The 18,428-nt window shown below is 44.1% G+C and carries 15 protein-coding genes; 8 read left to right on the top strand and 7 right to left on the bottom strand.

Translation table 11 applies throughout. The features are described from left to right. Positions 1 to 2: 2 nt before the first annotated feature. The gene (locus QO187_RS03930) at positions 3 to 167 is read right to left on the bottom strand and encodes a rubredoxin (protein WP_057759803.1); all 165 of its coding nucleotides are present in this window, start codon (positions 165 to 167) and stop codon (positions 3 to 5) included. A gap of 365 nt (positions 168 to 532) precedes the next feature. Between QO187_RS03930 and QO187_RS03925 the strand changes: the two genes are divergently transcribed. Then, positions 533 to 1,099 (top strand): adenine phosphoribosyltransferase, encoded by a 567-nt coding sequence (locus QO187_RS03925; RefSeq protein ID WP_102092480.1) that lies wholly within the window; start codon positions 533 to 535, stop codon positions 1,097 to 1,099. A gap of 257 nt (positions 1,100 to 1,356) precedes the next feature. On the opposite strand, the gene QO187_RS03920 is transcribed toward QO187_RS03925, so the two are convergent. Both QO187_RS03920 and QO187_RS03915 read right to left on the bottom strand, forming a co-directional pair. Then, positions 1,357 to 1,824, bottom strand: coding sequence for a hypothetical protein (locus QO187_RS03920; protein WP_102092479.1), 468 nt, complete (start codon positions 1,822 to 1,824; stop codon positions 1,357 to 1,359). A 110-nt stretch (positions 1,825 to 1,934) separates the two neighbouring features. Then, on the bottom strand, positions 1,935 to 2,879 hold the full coding sequence (locus QO187_RS03915) for a transaldolase (RefSeq protein ID WP_102092478.1): 945 nt from the start codon (positions 2,877 to 2,879) through the stop codon (positions 1,935 to 1,937). A 458-nt stretch (positions 2,880 to 3,337) separates the two neighbouring features. Here QO187_RS03915 and pheA point away from each other — a divergent pair, with 458 nt between their 5' ends. The 7 genes from pheA (at position 3,338) to QO187_RS03880 (ending at position 11,816) form a co-directional block, all read left to right on the top strand. Beyond that, positions 3,338 to 4,510: a prephenate dehydratase gene (gene pheA / locus QO187_RS03910; protein WP_201571797.1), complete on the top strand. Its 1,173-nt coding sequence runs from the start codon at positions 3,338 to 3,340 to the stop codon at positions 4,508 to 4,510. Positions 4,511 to 4,629: 119 nt separating this feature from the next. Next, positions 4,630 to 5,772 carry a histidinol-phosphate transaminase gene (gene hisC / locus QO187_RS03905; protein ID WP_201571796.1) on the top strand — a complete coding sequence of 381 codons (1,143 nt, stop codon included), beginning with the start codon at positions 4,630 to 4,632 and terminating at the stop codon, positions 5,770 to 5,772. Positions 5,773 to 5,870: 98 nt separating this feature from the next. Beyond that, positions 5,871 to 8,216 (top strand): bifunctional prephenate dehydrogenase/3-phosphoshikimate 1-carboxyvinyltransferase, encoded by a 2,346-nt coding sequence (locus tag QO187_RS03900; protein WP_201571795.1) that lies wholly within the window; start codon positions 5,871 to 5,873, stop codon positions 8,214 to 8,216. A gap of 195 nt (positions 8,217 to 8,411) precedes the next feature. Further along, positions 8,412 to 9,374: an EamA family transporter RarD gene (gene rarD / locus QO187_RS03895; RefSeq protein ID WP_201571794.1), complete on the top strand. Its 963-nt coding sequence runs from the start codon at positions 8,412 to 8,414 to the stop codon at positions 9,372 to 9,374. 42 nt (positions 9,375 to 9,416) lie between these two features. After that, positions 9,417 to 9,854, top strand: coding sequence for a dihydroneopterin aldolase (folB, locus tag QO187_RS03890; protein ID WP_201571793.1), 438 nt, complete (start codon positions 9,417 to 9,419; stop codon positions 9,852 to 9,854). Continuing rightward, positions 9,775 to 10,377 (top strand): 2-amino-4-hydroxy-6-hydroxymethyldihydropteridine diphosphokinase, encoded by a 603-nt coding sequence (locus tag QO187_RS03885; protein ID WP_227673278.1) that lies wholly within the window; start codon positions 9,775 to 9,777, stop codon positions 10,375 to 10,377. The genes folB and QO187_RS03885 overlap by 80 nt, the downstream gene beginning before the upstream one ends. Before the next feature lie 182 nt (positions 10,378 to 10,559). Beyond that, complete coding sequence (locus QO187_RS03880) at positions 10,560 to 11,816, top strand: hypothetical protein (protein ID WP_201571792.1); 1,257 nt, start codon at positions 10,560 to 10,562, stop codon at positions 11,814 to 11,816. 271 nt (positions 11,817 to 12,087) lie between these two features. On the opposite strand, the gene cysE is transcribed toward QO187_RS03880, so the two are convergent. The 4 genes from cysE to dnaE form a co-directional block, all read right to left on the bottom strand. Continuing rightward, positions 12,088 to 12,999: a serine O-acetyltransferase gene (gene cysE, locus QO187_RS03875; RefSeq protein WP_201571791.1), complete on the bottom strand. Its 912-nt coding sequence runs from the start codon at positions 12,997 to 12,999 to the stop codon at positions 12,088 to 12,090. A gap of 189 nt (positions 13,000 to 13,188) precedes the next feature. After that, positions 13,189 to 14,070, bottom strand: coding sequence for an RNA methyltransferase (locus QO187_RS03870; RefSeq protein ID WP_201571790.1), 882 nt, complete (start codon positions 14,068 to 14,070; stop codon positions 13,189 to 13,191). Further along, positions 14,070 to 14,450 (bottom strand): Hpt domain-containing protein, encoded by a 381-nt coding sequence (locus QO187_RS03865; protein WP_057759831.1) that lies wholly within the window; start codon positions 14,448 to 14,450, stop codon positions 14,070 to 14,072. The genes QO187_RS03870 and QO187_RS03865 overlap by 1 nt, the downstream gene beginning before the upstream one ends. 72 nt (positions 14,451 to 14,522) lie before the next feature. Continuing rightward, positions 14,523 to 18,242 (bottom strand): DNA polymerase III subunit alpha, encoded by a 3,720-nt coding sequence (dnaE, locus tag QO187_RS03860; protein WP_201571788.1) that lies wholly within the window; start codon positions 18,240 to 18,242, stop codon positions 14,523 to 14,525. Positions 18,243 to 18,428: the final 186 nt, after the last annotated feature.

Here is an 18,428-nt window from a genome sequence, read left to right as displayed (position 1 = left end):
TACTACAGCTCAAGCATCTCAAAATCAAGCTTGCCGACACCGCACTCAGGGCAAGTCCAGTCATCAGGGATGTCTTCCCACTTAGTACCAGGTGCGATACCTTCTTCTGGGCAGCCAAGCGCCTCATCATATATCCAGCCGCAGACAATACATTCATAACGTTTCATAAATAGTCCTATCGATCATTACCAGTATTACAGTTACAGCGTGCTATAAACGCTCATTTTTAATATTACAGCTATTATATTAGACTGCAAAAACGCACGTAGTTTAGCATATAACCGCAATTTTCATAGTTAAGTTTACACTTGTATATTGAGATGACTTTTCTTTTATCAAGTCAATCACATACGTTACCTTATTAGCGCTTAATAACAAGACTGGACGCCAGCCCGCCATACGAAAACCAATTATGCTATAATAATCGCCGCTAAATTCACAGTAATGCTTAGCATTTATCGCTGATATATCATCCAGTTGTTGTCTTATCTAAACTAACTAAACCATCTAAATACATAAGCTAAGGGTCATCATGAGTACCAATGCCGCCGCCACATCCGCCACCAACAATGATACGTCACATATGCTCAATACTGACCATCCGTTTTGGCAGATTATTCGCACAGTACCAGACTTTCCAAAAGCTGGCATTGATTTTTATGACATTACCCCGTTACTGCGCAGTCATATTGACGCTGTCATTGACGCGCTACTTGCTGCATTGCCAGAAGGGCTTATGGACGAGGTAGATTGTCTGGGTGCAGTGGAAGCGCGCGGTTTTGTATTTGCCAGTATGCTAGCAGGTCGTCTGGGCAAAGGCATGATCTTGCTACGTAAACCAGGTAAGCTACCACCCCCTGTAGCCAACAAAGCCTATGCACTGGAGTATGGTAAAGACACGCTTGAGATGCAAAACAATCTACCGCCTGAGCGCGTACTATTGGTCGATGATATCTTGGCGACTGGTGGTACGTTGACTACCGCTTACGAGCTGTGTCAATCGGCTGACCATACTGTGGTCGGTGCGTTAGTGTTACTGGACTTGGTCGACTTGCATGGCGAGTTCCCAGTACCTGTTTATACGGTACTAAAAGCTTAAAATGAATTGCTATGTTTTTGACTACTAGACACGTTGGATAGTCGATATATAGTCGGTGAACTACTAAATCGCTACGGCGTTACCCTCCTTAGATGTATTATTTGTACAATCTGCAGTCGGCTGCCTTGTACCCATTTTAGAGTTCTTTGACTATAGTTAAACGATTCTCCAAATAAAAAAGCGCCTTGACACTATGTCAGGGCGCTTTTTTTGATACCGTATTGATGTTTTTTAGTATTGTGTTAAGTAGGCTGTATTTATTGCTCTTCGTCTTGTTCGTAGTCCTTACAAGACTGCTCTATCACCGTACGACCGACTGTCTTTGGTGTGGTGACTTTAAAGTCTTTTGTGGTCAATATTGGTTTTTCTGACTGCCATGATTTGGTTACTTTGCCTTCAGCATCGTAGTTAACAAAGGCTCGTCTATAGTAACTGGCGTCTTTACATGAAATGAGTAGTTGTTGCTCACTATGGTCAATACTGTTTTTTTCTTCCTTCGAGTCATCTTTATCGGTATCTTTGTCTTTAGGATAGGTTCTAAGGATAGATACTGTGATATTTTCGACGTCTTTTTCATCTATGATACTGATGTCAGAGCTTTCAATAGAATCCAAATCTATACTAAAAACTGATCCAGAGCCGCTCTCGGACACCTTTACCCAGTTGACTGCCTGGGCGCTGATCGCTAAAGCACTGCCTGCCAATAATATTGATAGCCGTTTCATATAAGCCTTGCTTCTTGTCATTTGAAGTAGGTAATGATAGCCAACTTACTATTAGTAGGCAAATATCTTTTGTGCCAGCCCAGTATCAGTCGTCCTCTGTCGTGTGGCTATTATTGTCCGCGAATGGCTGCTAATGTCTTAGCCAGCTCGTCACGCGCCCCGATAAAACCGTCAATACCTTTAGGTAACAAGTCCTGTGTAACCTTGTCTTGCTGATATGCAGCACTAAATTCTTCATGTGTTAAGCTTACTTGAGTCATCGCCTTCATATCCATCGACATACTCGGAGACAGTTGACGAGTTACCTCAGTATCCATGGCTGCCAACTCATCAATGAGGTTGGGAGCTATCGTCAACAAGTCACAACCTGCCAATGCCAAAATTTGCTCGGTAGAGCGGAAACTAGCGCCCATCACTTGCGTCTCGTAACCGTGCTGTTTGTAATACTGATAAATGAGCTTGACTGACTGTACGCCCATGTCATCAGAAGCCGGTACGTTTTGACGGCTTTGTTGGCGTTTTTGCCAATCTAGAATACGGCCAACGAAAGGTGATATCAGGGTCACGCCAGCATCTGCACAAGCAATCGCTTGGTGTTGTCCAAACAGTAGGGTCAGGTTACAGTGGATATTTTGAGTCTCAAGATAGCGCGCCGCCTCGATACCTTGCCAAGTTGCCGCCATTTTGATCAATACTCGCTCTGAATCGACGCCCGCTTTTTGGTAAGCATCCATAAAGGCCAGTGCCTTATCTATCGTGGCTTGAGTATCATAAGATAAGCGAGCGTCCACTTCGGTAGAGACTCGGCCTTCAATCAGCTCTAAAATATCGCAGCCAACCTGAATGGTCAGTGCATCGATTACGGCATCCACGTCACCATTATGACGACTCATGGTCTCTGACAACATGCCTTGGTTGTCAGGATGAATCAGAGCCTTGGTAATAAGGCTTGGGTTGGTGGTTGCATCGATAGGTTTTAAACGGGCAATAGCGGCAAGGTCACCAGTATCAGCAACAATCGTGGTCATAGTGCGTAGCTGTTGTAATGCGCTCATCAGGTATCCTTTTTTTATTAATCACATGATGCTCCTCTTATATATAACAGGGTAGGGAGCTGAACTGGAACTGTAACACAGTTTTGGACAGGTGTTGCCTCATAGTTATGCTATGCGTCGCTGTTATCTGGCTCAGCTGTGCTAATATTAATAACAGTTGGTATATTTATACGCATTTACGCATGGGCACTGACCTTAGTTTTTGCTATAGTAGAGCCGGATATGTATCAAGCTGCTGTATTTGGCAGTAAATATAGCATTAACGCCAAATGGCACTAGCAATATAAGGTGTTTTTGATAGACTGTTTTGAGGTTGGTTTTGAACATAGTTTCTATCATCAGCCTTTAATTGAAAACAGAAAATAGTCAGATTTGGCAATAGAGCTAACCTACGTCATAGCAATATTTAAATAATAGTAATATCTAACAGCGATAAAATCTAAAAAGGATGGGCGGTAATGAACGAGCAGTCACCAGAGCAAACAATGGATAATCTAAATCAAACCACTACAGGCGCTAGCGATACCGCAACTGAAAAAGAGTTTTTAGACAATATTCGCCAAAATATTGACGCAGTAGACTGTGAGATCCAAACGTTAATCAACAACCGTGCAAAGTTGGCTCAGCAAGTAGCCATGGTAAAGAAAAATCATACCGCTGCTGATGACAATAGCAATCCTATCTTTTACCGCCCTGAGCGTGAAGCACAGGTACTAAAAGCTGTCATGGAGCGTAATGCAGGTCCAATCGCTGATGAGAAAATGGCGCGTTTATTCCGTGAAATCATGTCAGTATGCTTGGATTTAGAAGCGCCGCAGCGTATTGCCTTCTTGGGCCCTGTCGGTACCTTTACGCATGCCGCTGCCCTCAAGCACTTTGGTAAAGCCGCTGATACTGTGCCGATGACAACCATTACTGATGTGTTCCGCGAAGTCGAAGCGGGGACAGCGATGTATGGCGTGGTTCCTGTCGAGAACTCTTCAGAAGGCGTCGTCAACCATACTCTAGATGGCTTCTTATCTTCTACCTTAAAGATCATAGGTGAAGTTGAGCTGCCAATTCATCAAAACTTCTTGGTTGCTGAGCATACCAAGATTGATGGCTTGAGCCGTATTTATTCGCATCAGCAGTCGCTTGCTCAGTGCCGTCATTGGCTAGATGTAAACTTCCCTAATGTTGAACGCGTTGCTGTATCAAGCAATGGTGAAGCCGCTCGCCGCCTCAAAAACGAATGGCATTCAGCTGCGATTGCAGGTGACGTTGCTGTTGCAGAGTATGGCTTGCATAAGCTCTACTCAAATATCGAAGACAATCCAAGCAACACCACACGCTTCCTTATCATCGGTCATGAGGCGATTGCGCCATCTGGGCAAGACAAAACTTCGATCGTCGTCTCCGCTCACGATAAAGCAGGCGCACTGATCGAAATCTTGAAACCTTTGTCATACCATGACGTATCGATGACTAGCATTGAGACACGTCCTGAGCGTCCTAACAAGTGGGCATACGTATTCTTTATCGATATGAATGGTCACGTTAATGATCCAAACGTTAGCGCTGCCATCAATGATATTCGTCCATTGGTCAAAGATTTGCGCATATTAGGCTCATATCCAAAAGCTGTCCTATAGAAGACTACCTATAGACAACTATAGGCTTACTCACAGGTATTCATACATAATAGATGGGTCTTAGCTTTTACAGATAGTATTCAAAAAAAGCATTTACAGACACCATCTAAGGATAAACCATGCAGACTACTCAATTGACCGCATCAGATCTATCGCCGTTAACGCCAGCTTACGACAGTATTTTGGCATTAGCACCTTATCAAACTGGTAAGCCGATTGAAGAGCTGACACGTGAGTATGGTGTCTCAGACGTGGTCAAGCTGGCTAGTAATGAGAATCCAATGGGATGCTCACCCCGAGTGACGCTAGCAGTGACTGAGCAGCTAGGGCAGTTGTCGCGCTATCCTGATGGCAATGGCTACTATCTAAAGCAAGCGCTGGCTGATTTTAACGATGTCAATGCCAATCAAATTACCTTAGGTAATGGCTCTGATGATTTGCTCGATATTTTAGCACGCAGCTTTGTGGGTGCTGATGATGCCATCGTCTATAGCCAGTATGCTTTTGTGGTTTATCCTATGCTAGCGAAGATGCAAGGTGCCACGGGCATTGAAGTGCCTGCTCAGCGCTTCGGCCATAATCTAAAAGCCATGAGCCAAGCGGTGCAAGATAACTCGAATACCAAAATCGTTTTTATTGCCAATCCGAATAATCCAACGGGTACGCAGCTAGAGCAAAAAGAGCTGTATCAGTTCGTTGCCAGTGTGCCAAGCTCAGTCTTGGTGGTACTAGATGAAGCTTATATCGAGTATAGTCCTGAGAGTAACAACCGCACACTATTAGATGAGTTCGATAATGTCATTATTGTGCGTACTTTTTCTAAAGCTTATGGGCTGGCAGGTTTGCGTGTCGGCTATGCCCTAAGCTCAGTGCCAGTGGCCGACTTATTAAACCGTATTCGTCAGCCATTTAATGTCAGCCGTATCGGTTTAGCTGCCGCTGCTGCTGCACTTGCCGATCAAGACTTTATCGAAAAAACTCGTCTAACGAATGATGAGCAAATGCGCTGGCTAGAAAAGCAGTTTGACGCGCTAGGATTAGGTTTTGTGAAGTCGCATGCCAATTTTATTATGGTCGAAGTGCAGGTTGAGATGGAAGATATAACCGCTGCTTCTATCCATCAGGCACTACTTGAACAAGGCGTTATCGTCCGTCCGTTGGATGCTTATGGACTACCTAACTGGCTACGTATCACAGTAGGTGTGGCTGAAGACAACCTACGTTTGATTGATACTCTGCGTTCTATTTTGACTGAAGACTAAGCGCATCTATAAGTGCTTTGTAATTTAAAAACTGTTCTTAATTAGCCATTAAAATTTATAACACTAAGACTGGCCCTATCTATGTCTTAGTGTGTCCAATGAGAAAAGCCGTGAGTAGTCAGAAAAATAATAAACTTCAATCGTCTCTAAATACTACGCTACCTATATTTAAACAAGTTTGCGTGATTGGACTTGGGCTGATTGGTGCCAGTTTTGCGCAAGCTATTAAAGATAATGGCTTGAGCGAGCGTTTGGTAGCAGTCGATAGGCATGCACCAAGTATCACAGAAGCCATCGAGCATGGTCTACTTGATGCTGGTAGTGCAAACCTACAAGACGTCATCGCTGGCAGTGATTTAATCATCATTGCAGTGCCAGTACAGGCAGTTCAAGCAGTGTTTGTTGATATCAAGCAAGCGATGGATAACGGACAGCTTGCCAGTGACTGCATCATGACAGATGTCTGTAGTACTAAAGTCAATATCATTGATGCCGCTAAGGCAGTGTTTGGTTCGCTGCCGATAGGTCTAGTGCCAGCGCATCCAATTGCTGGGGCTGAAAATTCAGGGTATCATGCGCGCCGCGCCAGTTTATTTGTCAATCATAGTGTCATTATTTGCGAGCTACCGACAACCAGTGCAACTGCTATTGCAAAGTTGCGACTATTATGGGAATCAGTAGGCGCAAATGTCATGTCAATGGATGCTGAGCACCATGACCGCATATTAGCGCACACCAGCCATTTGCCACATTTACTTGCCTTTAATTTGGTTGAGCAATTGGCAAGCCATGATGATAATTTAGATATGTTTCGTTATGCCGCTGGTGGGTTCCGCGATTTTACCCGTATCGCCGCCAGTGACCCTAAAATGTGGCATGATATATTTTTTGCCAACCAAAGCGCGATTGTTAGCGCCCTTGATGAGTATGGTGTCTATTTACAGGCGATGCGCCAGCTTATCATTGATAAAGATTCAACCGCCCTGATGGGACTTTTGGGCCGCGCGCAAGCCGCACGGCGACATTTCGGCCATATGTTAGCCAGCACCCCTTATACGGATACTTCTGCTATGTCAGCTTCTTATAATATTACCCCTAGCAATACTGTTTCTGGCACCATCGCGATTCCTGGTGACAAATCTATCTCGCATCGCAGCATTATGCTCGGCAGTCTTGCCACAGGCGTGACAAATGTTACTGGGTTTTTGGAAGGGGAAGATGCGCTAGCGACGCTGCAAGCATTCCGTGATATGGGTGTGACTATCGAAGGCCCTGATAATGGCAATTTGACCATTCATGGTGTCGGTATGAATGGTTTAAAACCTAGCAAAACCCCACTGTATATGGGTAACTCTGGCACCAGTATGCGTCTGCTATCTGGTATCTTGGCGGCGCAATCGTTTGATAGCGTGTTGACAGGTGATACTAGCTTGAATAAACGCCCAATGGAGCGCGTGGCGGCACCGCTACGGTCTATGGGAGCTGTGATTCAGAGTACTGGTCATAGTGGTACGGCACCGCTGAGTATCACTGGTCGTGATACGGTTGGCAAGCCATTACAGGGCACTGAATATGATATGCCAGTTGCTTCAGCTCAGGTAAAGTCTTGCTTGTTACTAGCAGGTCTATGGGCCGAGGGTACGACAACGGTCACACAGCCTGAGATCAGCCGTGACCACACTGAGCGTATGCTATCGGCCTTTGGTTATCCGGTAACCGTTGAAGGCAATCGCATCAGTGTCACTGGTGGCGGCACACTAACAGGTGGCGATATCGCAGTTCCTGCTGATATCTCATCTGCAGCGTTTTTTATGGTGGCAGCGGCCATCAGTCAAAATAGCGAGCTGACCTTGACCCAAGTAGGTATCAACCCTACGCGTACTGGCGTCATTGATATTCTAAAATTAATGAATGCAGATATTAGCCTAAGCAATGAGACACATGTAGGCGGCGAGCCAGTTGCTGATATTACGATTCGCAGCTCAAACCTAGTCGGTATTGAAATACCAGAGCATCTCGTACCATTGGCGATTGATGAATTCCCTGTGCTATTTATCGCAGCTAGCTGTGCAAAAGGCCGTACGGTCTTGACTGGTGCTAAAGAGCTGCGTGTCAAAGAGTCAGATCGTATCGCTGTGATGGCAGAAGGGTTACATACGCTTGGTATTGATTGTACTGTGACTGATGATGGTCTCATTATTGAAGGTAAAGGCGTAGCTACCGAAAACGGTGAAGTAAACAATAGCCAACCTGTCTTTGGTGGTGGTCATATTGTCTCGCATCATGATCACCGTATTGCGATGAGCTTCTCTGTTGCCAGTCTGCGTGCATCCAAGAAAATTACGATTGAAGGGGTTGAAACGGTTAATACCAGCTTCCCAGGATTTGCTGAACTTGCCAACCAAATTGGTATGTCTATCCAAGTGGATACTGGTGCTGAGTAAGTCGCTAAGCTGCCATTAACTCTTAAAAATTTAATCTAACATCGTTAGCAATGTATTCATGTCACTATTGGCGTGAGTACATTGCTTTTTACCTTATAATCTCACTGTAGTAACCCTGCGCTTTCACTATTCAATTGACAATAATAATTAGAATTAGGTGAGAGCGCGCTTTGCTCTAAAAAGTTGTCCTATATTATGACTACCCAAAATGTCATCAAAAAACCCGTTGCCCCGATAACCACAACCAGACGCGGCATTATTACTGCGCTTATCGCGTTCTTTATTTGGGGCGGATTTCCGCTATACTTCAAGCAGTTATCTGATTATGATGCGACGGAGATCATTGGCCATCGCATTATTTGGACATTTTTATGTTTGCTGGTGCTGCTGGTAGTGACCAAGCGCTGGCAGTGGATTGACACCTTAAAGCAAAATCCAAGATGGATTGTATTCACCTTTTTGTCTGGTTTAATTATTGCGACCAACTGGCTGACCTATGTATGGGCGGTCAATCAAGACCGTATTCTTGAGGCCAGTTTGGGTTACTTTATCGGGCCATTGGTCGGCGTTGCGCTATCCATGATCTTGTTCAAAGAGCGTTTGCGCACGCTACAATGGGTAGCCATTGGCTTTGCATTATTGTCTGTGGTCATTCAAGTGGTGATGATTGGCAGTCTGCCGTGGATATCGTTGATTTTGGCGTTTAGCTTTAGCACTTACGGGACTATTCAACGACAAACGCCATTGACTGCTGTGGATGCTATGTTTGTTGAGACGGCAATGTTGGTACCGTTATGCCTGTGGTGGTTTTGGCAGTCTGATGTGGTCAGTCACCAGCTGAGCTTTTGGTTTAGCTCAAACATTTGGCTGCTTATGATTGCAGGCCCGATTACTTTGATACCGCTGTTATTGTTCAATAAATCTACCAAGCTTGTCGCGTATAGTATCCTAAGCTTTATGAATTATCTGACACCGACGTTTATCTTCTTCTTAGCGGTGTTCTATTATAAAGAACCGTTCGATTTACAACGTTTGGCAGTATTTGGTTTGATTTGGTTAGGTCTGCTATTATTCAGCATCGACCTGTGGCGCCATCGTCCAAGTAAAGTGTTAAAAGCGGCGCGCTTACGTGAAGAAGCGCTACAATCGGTTAAGTAAATATTAAAAACACAAAAAAAATTAGCAAATAAGGATGAAAGCATGTTTCATACTCAGTCTGATGTTGTATTTATAAAAGGTCTAAAAGTTGAGGCAGTCATCGGTGTTTATGACTGGGAGCGTGCTATCACTCAGCCATTACTCATTGATATTGCGCTTGAAACGGACATTAGCCGTGCTGCTGTGTCCGATGATGTCAGCGATGCCCTGAGTTATAAAGAAGTCTGCGATGATGTGAGCGAGTGGTGCAAAGAGATTCAAGCAAAGCTGCTTGAGCATTTGGCTGGTCAAATCTCTGATAAGATATTTGCAAAATATGACTGTCAAAAAATAACGTTGAGCATTGCTAAGCCTACCGCTATTGCCCAAGCTGATGCGGTAGGGGTGCAAATAACGCGCTATGCGCCAGCATCAACCAACAAGCCAGCTACTAAAGAAGCTGCCAAAGAAGTTAACGTCAGCCAAGCTGATGATGCATAAAACGTCAGTGGATTTGAATGTGGCAATGCTAAAACGATGCGCACCTGAGACTGTGCAAGCACAGCCTGTGGTAGAGCTAGTGTTAGCGCTAGGCAGTAATTATCAAGCCGACAAGTATCTCCCGCTTGCTCGGCAGCAATTAGCAGCGCTAGGTGAGGTGCGATTGTCTACGGCTTTTCAAAATCCTGATTTTACTGCAACATTGGAACAACCGAAGCCTGACTATACCAATCAATGTGTCCATCTAGTACTGACCACACCTGTGAGCCTACAACAACTACAGCAAACCTTTAGAACGCTTGAAGGGGACTGTCATAGATGTCGACAGACTAAGCCAAATCAAGTGCGACGAGTGACGATGGATATTGATATTTTGATGGTTAAATTGGCAGACAAAGAAAATAGCCTAAGCAAAGATTCGATATTTAAATCAATGTCTGATTGGATAGTAATGGCAGATCGTTATCCGTTTAAAGCGCATGAGGAAGCGGGAGTTAAAGAATTGATTTTAACCAAGCTATAGTTTGGCTAATAAGTAGCCGTATCTTAATCGCCATTGTATCTTGTTATCTGAAACCATCGCTGTTCAGTACTCACTCTGCCTCAACCCATCAGTTTCCTAGACAAAAATCTAATAAAAACTATGCGATTATCTAAGCAGTTGTTAGTATAAGTGACGATGTAATCTTCAAGATACTACTACCTATGCAAAAACCAATGAACTTTTTGAATAGAAAAATAATCAAGAGTTTAGTAGCAATAATCATTATATCTACTTTACCTGCCTGCGATAAAACGCCTTCCGAGCATCTTCAATCTCTTACCGAAGACAAATACCCTGTGGCAAATATGCCAGACGAGCCGTTAGAAACCCCACTTGAGATTAACATTGAACCTAAGCGCCTTGCGATGACCAGCTCATGGAGTGCAGGAGTAAAAGACGATGGTACGCTTTGGACATGGGGTACAGACGGTTTATTGCGTGATACTAAGACAGGACAAGATCCAACGCCTAGGCAAGTCGAGGGTGTCAATGATGCGGTGGCTGTGTCAGGTGCTGGTCATATGTTACTACTACGAAAAGATGGCACAGTGTGGGGTTGGGGTAGTAACTCTCATGGAGAGATAGACCCTAGTGATGGTGACATCTTTATTGAAGAATTGAGACAGATTAAAGGGATTGAGAATGTTGTAGATATCGCTGCTGGTGAAATGGACTCCATATTCTTAACTAATAACGGTGAAGTCTATGTATTAGGCAGTAATGAAGGTGGTTGGGTTAATGAAATCCCAAAGCAACTTATTATCCCAACTAAAGTTCCTAATCTTTCAGATATAATCCGTATTGAATTTAGAAATGGAGTTCTATTAGCGTTAGATAAAAAAGGCGAGTTGTACTCTACAGGAAAATCAGAACGTGCGTTAGGACGTCTTCTCTATCAATCACAAGAACCTGAAATAGAATATCATCCTGCTGCTAAAGTCGCATTACCTAAAAAAACTATCGATTTCTCAGTAACCTCTACAAGCGCAATGGCAGTTCTTGAAGATGGAAGCGTATGGAACTGGGGAAGCAACAGCTCTGATAACCTAGCCTTATCAGATTCTGAAGATATTAAAATGCCAGAAAAAAATCCATATTTACATAAGGTTGTAAATATTGGAATACATGCTGCTGTAACTTCTCAAGGTGACTTATATACTTGGAGTAAATACGGGTTTGGGAAGAATAAAAACTCTATTTCAGCGTATACATATAATAAACCTTTTTTAATAATGCAAAATATTGATCCAGACCAAATAGTTTATGGGTACTTATCATATGCTGTGGTCACAAATGATGGCAATGTCTGGTTTTGGAATTGGAATGAAAATGGGCAACGCGGCACGGGTGAAATTGTAGAAAGCATGGAAAAAGATTATGTATTAACCACCGAAAAATCACTATTTACGTTAAATTAAACTTCTTAATTATCAGGAAACTTACTATGTCACAGTCCATCAAAGATATCTTTTATTATGCGCTACTAACTCGTGCTGCTTACTCTGAGATGGAAAGCAACGATTTGCTAAGTCAGAATTTGCTAGAAAATTAAGAAGGTTAACCTACCATGTATGCAGACATGGTAGATTTTATCCAATCCCGCTTTGATTTTATTCGTTCTTCACTACCTATATAAGCATTTGTTATCAGTTTATACGGCAATAGTTCTGCCTATTTTTAACAACTGTTTTACCTGCTTTCCTCATCATTAATATCTTCTACATCAGCACGACCAATCACATCTAAATCTTCTAGACATAACTTATCGTATTCTTTTTTACAAAAATTAGGATCAATATCGCACATCGCTGACTGTAGTTGATCGAGGCGATTTTCTGACTGTTGAATGTGCTCAAGCATCTTAGCAAAAGCTTCTGCGACAGGATCTTGTGAATAAGGGTCGATACCATAAGCACGGAAGGTATTGGTGCGTTTGGCAGTAGGGGTAGTATCTTTAGTTTGATCGTTGCTCTCACCAGCATGCGCAACTTTTTCTTGTTGCTTGGCATCTTGTACTTTTGTCGCGATTGGATTGCCTTTTTCATCATGATAATCTGAGATCATACGAGCCGCACTGCCGACCATCGTAGCGCCTGCTGGTACAGGTTTGACTACCACTGCATTTGAGCCGATTTTGGCATTTTTACCGACAGTGAATGGCCCCAGTACTTTGGCCCCAGCGCCGACTGTTACACCATCTTCTAGTGTTGGATGTCGCTTGCCATTGTTCCAAGACACCCCGCCTAAAGTGACACCGTGGTATAAGGTCACATCGTTGCCAATCTCAGCGGTCTCACCGATAACGACACCGACACCGTGATCGATAAAAAAGCGTCTACCAATCTTAGCAGCAGGGTGAATCTCGATACCTGTCATGATGCGCGAGCCGTAGGAGATCACGCGAGCGGCTAGTTTTTGTTCATTGTTCCAAAGACAGTGTGCACCGCGATGCAAAACAAGCGCATGTATCCCCGGATAAGTTAGGATCACTTCCAGACTATTACGCGCCGCAGGATCTCGGGTGAATACTGCATCAATATCTTCTTTCAAATCGTTCTTGATGGTAACAAGTGATTTGAACAATTTGGATGGCAATGACATAAAGCGTCCTATCTATTCGTCGGTAGAGTGTCGTTGCGAAAACAGCGATGCCTCTAATCTGTGGTCATAAAGTTCGGATAATCAGGAATATATATTTTCGCTAAGCTTCTGCAAGTTATAACAGCTTTATACCGCAAAATATAGTAAAAAGCTGTCAAACAAAGGCAAGCTTATAAACTACGGCTTGTTTTAGTCTTTCGATAGTTTGGCAATCAAAGCGCTTAATAGCTGATATTCTTTTTGATCAAGCTGTAGGCGTGACCCAAGTCTAGACAAGCGCGATGGCAATGACTTTAGATGTTCGTTATTTGCTAGGCCACGCTGTACCATAAGGTCAGTGGTGCGCTGAGTGAGCTGTTGCAGCTGCTGCTGATTAATAGCAGGCTCATCCCATTGCTGACGCAAATTCACATTGATTATCGATTGGGCGTCTGTGCTTGCATCCGAATCTAAACTATCAGCTGTCTGAGTATGCGTTTGAGCATAAGCAAAAATAAAGCTGGCGATGACTTGCACCGCTGATGCAACATTTAGCACAGGGTAAGCAGGATTGGCATCGATTTGAATGTGATAATCAGCATAAGCCAATTCTTCATTGGTCAATCCACGGTCTTCACGTCCAAACAATATAGCAATATTTGGTTTGTTAGAAGTAGCAGCAGATGAGGTATCAACATTACTATCGTCTGCACTTAACGCTGCCTGTGCATCGATAAAGTCAAACATAATCTTAGCGGCTTGCGTAGGTGTCACGACAGGGCGCGGCATATGACGGCTACGACTGCTAGCAGCAAATACCAATTGACAGCCAGAGATAGCAGATTCTAAAGTAGGTGCAATTAAAGCTGACGATAATAACTCACTGCCACCCGCTGCATGAGATACACTGGTTTCGTCAATCGGTAATTTGGGATCGACCACCGTTAAACGAGACAAGCCCATGGTATGCATGGCGCGTGCCGCTGAGCCGATATTGGCGGGCAAAGTGGTATTAACCATGACCACTTGTAGGCAAGCAAGGTAGTCGTTCACTGAATGCGATGATACGGCTAATGAAGCGTCGTTACTCATTATTGTCCCAGTCTCTGATTGATTTCTTGTTCAGCACGGTGTAATGCAATGGCAATCTCTTCGATAAGGACGGCTTGCTCATTGATACGGCGTTCACGGCAGTATTCTTGTAACTGGCTGCTCAGACGGACTAATTGAGTTGTACCTAAGTTGGCGCTGGCGCCTTTTAGAGCATGAGCAGTTTCAAAGCCATTGGCGTTATCGTCTTTTTGATGAGCAATTCGCAGCGCTGCAACTCTTTGCTTACTATCAGCAAAATATACTTGTATCAAATCAACAAAGTCTTCTTCAAGCAAGTCACGCATGTCCTCGAACTGTTCATGATTGATAATTTCTTCATCAGTTTGTCCGAGCATATTATTATTTGTAGTGTCATCCATGGTGGTTGTCCAATTTATAAAAGTTAAAGCAATAAGATTACTATAATGAATTTTTAAAACGTAATGTACGTCTTAGCTGTAATGGAAATGTAAGTTATCTTCACTTACTAGCATTTTTAGCTGTTGCAAATTATCATCGTTTGGATAAACGCGCCAGTGCTCAGACAGTCCCACATTTGCGATACCGTACATTTCATAGACGCTCAACCCAAGCGGTAGACAGTTATCATTGATAGAGGCGTCGGTATTGCTCAAGGCATTGTTGGCATAACTGGCTGACATACCGTTTTGATTGGCCGCATCATGGTTCATGTCGCTCTCTAATGCCAATAAATCATTGCCGTTTTCATCATACAAGCTACCACCCATCGCAGGGTCGTAGACATTACTACTGCTGCTACCTTGCTCGTCTTGCTCTTGGTTATAAGCCAGACGCGGCTCGGGAATAATGTCAGCCTGTGCGGATTTGAGTAATGGTTGCAAGCGTGTAAGTAGGTCAATATCGCTACCATGGACTTTGATACTGATTTTTTTGAGCCAACGTAGTCTGGCATCTACCATGCTCATGGCACTATCAAGACGTGCGAACAAACGTCCATCCCGCTCACGGATGCTGCCTTTGATGATGACAACTTCATCGATTTTCAACTGCTCTTTGACACGATTAAAGCGTTCAGCGTAGCAGCTAACCTCGAGTCTCGATGTACCATCATCCAGAGTAATCACGTTGCGGTTACCAAAGTTGGCAATATCTATAATAAGCCCAGAAAAATAGCAGCTGCCGTTATAACCAGTATCGGTTAACTTATCGAGACGTGCACCAGAGGTATAGCGTTTTAACTCATCCAAATACTCATTGATTGGATGTCCCGTTAAGTACAGTCCCAAGGTGTTTTTTTCCGCTTTTAGACGGTGTTTGTCACCCCAAATGAGTTCTGGCGTCATGACTAACGGCGGCGCTGCGACCACACCGTCCATTTCACCAAACAAATCCATCATACCAATTTCGCGGTTTTGACGATCTTGCTCAGCAGCCTGTACTGCGCTTGGCAATTGACTCATCAAGGCACCGCGAATCTCGTAAGCTTCATCGGCTGGCAAGTCAGGTCGTAGCGTGGCGGCAAAGTCATCAAAACAGCCAGCACTGACCAACGCTTCAAGTGTGCGTTTATTGACTTTTTTGATGTCGACACGGCGGCAGAAGTCATACAAGTCTTTAAAAGGACCTTCGCGGCGGCGTGCATCTACGATAGACTCTACCGCGCCTTCACCCACGCCTTTAATTGCGCCAAGACCATAGATGATATTGGTCGGAGTATCGGCAACGAAGTGCCACTCACTGCGATTGACTGAAGGATTGACTACAGTTAACCCAAAGTTTTCACGGCAATCATTGATAAAGAACACGACATTGTCGGTGTTGTTCATATCAGAAGTTAAGACCGCTGCCATAAATTCGGCAGGGTAGTATTGTTTTAGATAGGCTGTTTGATAAGCCAATACCCCGTAAGCCGCAGAATGAGAGCGGTTAAAACCGTAACCTGCGAACTTTTCCATCAAGTCAAATACACCGCCTGACGTGACCTCATCGATACCTTGTGAGGTGGCACCAGTGACAAAAATATCGCGCTGCTTTGCCATCTCTTCAGGTTTCTTTTTACCCATCGCACGGCGTAGCATATCAGCACCGCCCAAACTATAGCCTGCCATCACCTGCGAGATTTGCATTACCTGTTCTTGATAGACAATAACGCCATTGGTGTTTTCTAAAATCGGCTCAAGATTGGGATGGTCATAAATGACTTCCTCGCGACCATGCTTACGGTCGATATACATCTCTACCATGCCTGCATCGAGTGGGCCAGGACGATACAGCGCACACATGGCGATGACATCCTCGATATTGGTCGGTTGCAGTTTGGCCAGATATTTTTTCATGCCCATACTTTCTAGCTGAAAGACCGCCGTGGTTTTGGCATCTTGCAGCAGTTTATAGGCTTTGCTGTCATCTAACGGCAAATCTTCCAAAACTAAAGCAGGTACGTTTTCTTTTGCACGGCGCAAATTGATATTTTCAACCGCCGCGTTGATGACGGTTAAGTTACGTAAACCCAAAAAGTCAAACTTCACCAAACCAACAGCTTCTACATCGTCTTTATCAAACTGGCTGACGCGGTGACCTTCATCATCACAGTAAATGGCACTAAAGTCAGTAATCTTGTGCGGAGCAATCAATACACCACCGGCATGTTTACCGACGTTTCGACAGACACCTTCCAGCTTAATCGCCATCTCCCAAATCTCAATGGCATCTTCATAATCCATATTATCAGGATTAGAGATCAAGTCTTTGAGCTGTGGTTCTTGCTCAAGCGCTTGGCTCAGTGTGATGCCAGGCGTTTTTGGAATCAGCTTGGATATTTTATTGGCTAAAAAGTACGATTTGCTTTGTACGCGTGCCACATCACGCACAACCGCTTTTGCGGCCATAGTACCAAAGGTAATAATCTGCGATACGGCATCACGACCATAGGTTTGCGCGACATAATCAATGACGCGGTCACGACCTTCGATACAAAAGTCGATATCGAAATCGGGCATCGATACACGCTCAGGGTTCAAGAAGCGCTCGAATAGTAGATCGTAATGAATCGGGTCAAGGTCGGTAATGTTTAGGGCATAGGCGACCAACGAACCTGCACCAGAACCACGTCCAGGGCCTACTGGGACGCCATTGGCTTTTGCCCAACGGATAAAGTCCATGACGATTAGGAAGTAACCGGGGAAGCCCATGGATAGAATAATATCTAACTCATATGCGAGGCGTTCATCGTATCTCTGACGGAAATCGCTCCAATTATCAGTACGCGCTTCGACAGGAAACAGCTTATCTAAGCGCTGCTCAAGACCGCGTTGTGACTCGGCACGGAAAAACGATTCAATCGTCTCGCCTTCAGGCACAGGAAAGTCAGGTAGGACGTTAATACCAAGCGTTAAGGTGACATTGCAACGTGTAGCGAGGCGCAAGGTATTATCAATTACTTGCGGAATATCAGCAAATAATTGCTCCATCTGAGCTTGTGTTTTTAGATACTGCTCATCCGAGTAAGTCTGCGGACGGTTTGGGTCAGCAAGAACATAAGAGCCTGCAATACAAACGCGGGCTTCATGAGCATCAAAATCATCCTGCTCTAAGAAACGCACGTCATTATGCGCAATGATAGGGATGTTGTGTTTGGCACCTGAATGGATGGCTGCTCTAATAAAAGCATCTTCGCCCGAACGATTGGTACGCTTGATCGCAAAGTACAAACGATCGTCAAATTTTGCCTGCCATTCAGTAAGTAGTTCATCGGCCTTTTCTGGCATCGAGCCGACCAATGCTTGACCCACGTCTGACTTTTCGGTGAGCAGTACAATCACACCTGCTGCATGCTCTAGTATATGACTGCGCTTAATAACCGGCGTACCATGATTGATAGGATCAGCACGACCTTCGGTAAACCCAAGCGATACGATACGGGTAATGTTTTGATACCCTTCGTTATTCATGGCAAGTAAAGTAAGGCGTGTGTCTTCATTGTCCATGATGACTTCACTACCAATAATAGGCTTGATACCCGCACCTAAGCAGGCACGATAAAATTTCACCGTGGCATATAAATTGGACAAATCAGTCAATGCCAACGCGCGCTGATTGTCAGCAGCAGCAGCTTTTACCAGCGGTTTGATACGCACGATAGAATCGGTGATGGAATATTCGCTGTGAATGCCAAGATGTACAAATGCCATAGAAGACTCTTACTGGTACGATCAAAGAAATAAGCTACCGTTAAAATAATTGATGATTATCAATCAATTATACTGATATCTAGAGACCGACAAGACCTCGATAGCCATATTGATACGTTTTAAATGGGGTCGTCAATAATAGCATTATTTGCCGCAGACAGCCACAGGTTCAAAGGGTTTAATCTG

The organism is Psychrobacter sp. Arc9, from assembly GCF_041431295.1.
Classification (GTDB): Bacteria; Pseudomonadota; Gammaproteobacteria; order Pseudomonadales; family Moraxellaceae; genus Psychrobacter.
Note: the sequence above shows the minus strand (reverse complement) of the source record. Positions and strands in the feature narration are given on the sequence as shown.